The following is a 287-nucleotide window of genomic DNA, read 5'->3' on the forward strand; positions in this document are numbered from 1 at the left end:
GGCTGCCGGGCAAAGACCACAGAGCGCTTCGAGACCGGGTCGAAGGTGACGTCGTGGCCACGGTCGGGCAGGTCGATCGCATGCAGCACATCGCCTGCCTCGGACAGCACGGCGGCGCCATAGCTGCCGTCGCGCTTGACGAAGGCGGTGGCGAAGACCGCGTCGGCATCAAGCGTCTTCGCCCAGGCACGCGGCGTCATCGCCGCCATGAAGCCGGCGCCGGCGGCCCTCAGGAAATCGCGACGGTCGAGCAGCGGCGTGCGTACCGCAGTCATGGCTCAATCTCC

1 pseudogene is annotated in these 287 nt (G+C 69.0%); it reads right to left on the bottom strand.

The window, feature by feature from the left end:
* Positions 1–275: pseudogene (locus EN862_RS35770) on the bottom strand (DUF1513 domain-containing protein); the annotation flags it as partial.
* Positions 276–287: the final 12 nt, after the last annotated feature.

The organism is Mesorhizobium sp. M2E.F.Ca.ET.219.01.1.1, assembly GCF_004016445.2.
Classification (GTDB): domain Bacteria; phylum Pseudomonadota; class Alphaproteobacteria; order Rhizobiales; family Rhizobiaceae; genus Mesorhizobium.